Here is a 968-nt window from a genome sequence, read left to right as displayed (position 1 = left end):
CGCCTTTTAGGGCGCAGCACAAATTCACTTATTTATAAACCGGTGTTGTCACGTCATTATAAGCGACCGGACGGCTGTAACCGCCGAACTGGTAACGCAGACCGACGCGGACATCGTGAATATCAAAGCTGCGATCAAAGCCACGGCCGATATCTTTTGTTGCACCGAACATTTCGCCACCTTCAATGCGGCGGAAACGATAACCGGCATCCAGCTTCAGGCTCTGGGTCAGATCATAAGAGAGACCGGCCATCAAAGCCCAGGTAAAGCGCCAGCTTGCCGAACCGGAATGAACTGTAGAACCGGACTGATCAAAACCGGGATCAATCGTATTGGTCAGATCGCCCCATTTGATGCGCGTACCACCGATACCGGCACCGACATAAGGTGTAAAACCGTTGAAATTACCCAGATCAATATAGGCATTGGCCAGAATGGAAAGCGCCGACATTTTTGCTGTGTCGTTAGATACGCAATCGGCATAAGCATTATTGGCTGTGCAGACGCCGCTCGTTGAACCGCTGAACTTCGCGCGGGTCAGATAGTCGACGGTCAGATCCGTACGGAAATAATCTGTCACCTGATAACCTACACCACCGCCGAGCAGGAATGAGCCTTTCAGCTTGCCATCCAGTGAATTTTCACCGAAGCTGGTTCCCGAGCAGGTGCTGCCACATCCCTTGTCAATCGTCGCATAATTGGCACCTTTGAATTTCGCACCGGCATAACCGATGTCGCCACGCAGATACCAGCCACCGACAGGCGCAGGCGGAACCACAACTTCAGGAATGATTGGTTCAGGGATATCTACGATATCCGCCGCAAAGACCGAGGAAACAGAGCCCGCCATTGTCAGCCCTGCAACACCGGCGATAAGCAAATTCTTTAAGTTCATCATAGCGTGTCCTATCGCATTTCCACGGCCATGTAGCACCGGGACGACTATTCTCAGACACACCATAATTCGG

The 968-nt window shown here is 51.9% G+C and carries 1 protein-coding gene; it reads right to left on the bottom strand.

Translation table 11 applies throughout. The annotated features are described in order from the left end of the window. Window positions 1-28: 28 nt before the first annotated feature. Window positions 29-895, bottom strand: a complete 867-nt coding sequence (locus A918_RS0107915; RefSeq protein WP_028233531.1) for an outer membrane protein — start codon at window positions 893-895, stop codon at window positions 29-31. Between the last annotated feature and the right edge of the window lie 73 nt (window positions 896-968).

This window comes from Pseudochrobactrum sp. AO18b, assembly GCF_000409565.1.
Classification (GTDB): domain Bacteria; phylum Pseudomonadota; class Alphaproteobacteria; order Rhizobiales; family Rhizobiaceae; genus Pseudochrobactrum; species Pseudochrobactrum saccharolyticum.
Note: the sequence above shows the minus strand (reverse complement) of the source record. Positions and strands in the feature narration are given on the sequence as shown.

Bases quoted from the DNA above. Each gene is read 5' to 3' on its own strand.
- A918_RS0107915 (WP_028233531.1), bottom strand. From the start codon at position 895: ATGAACTTAAAGAATTTGCTTATCGCCGGTGTTGCAGGGCTGACAATG.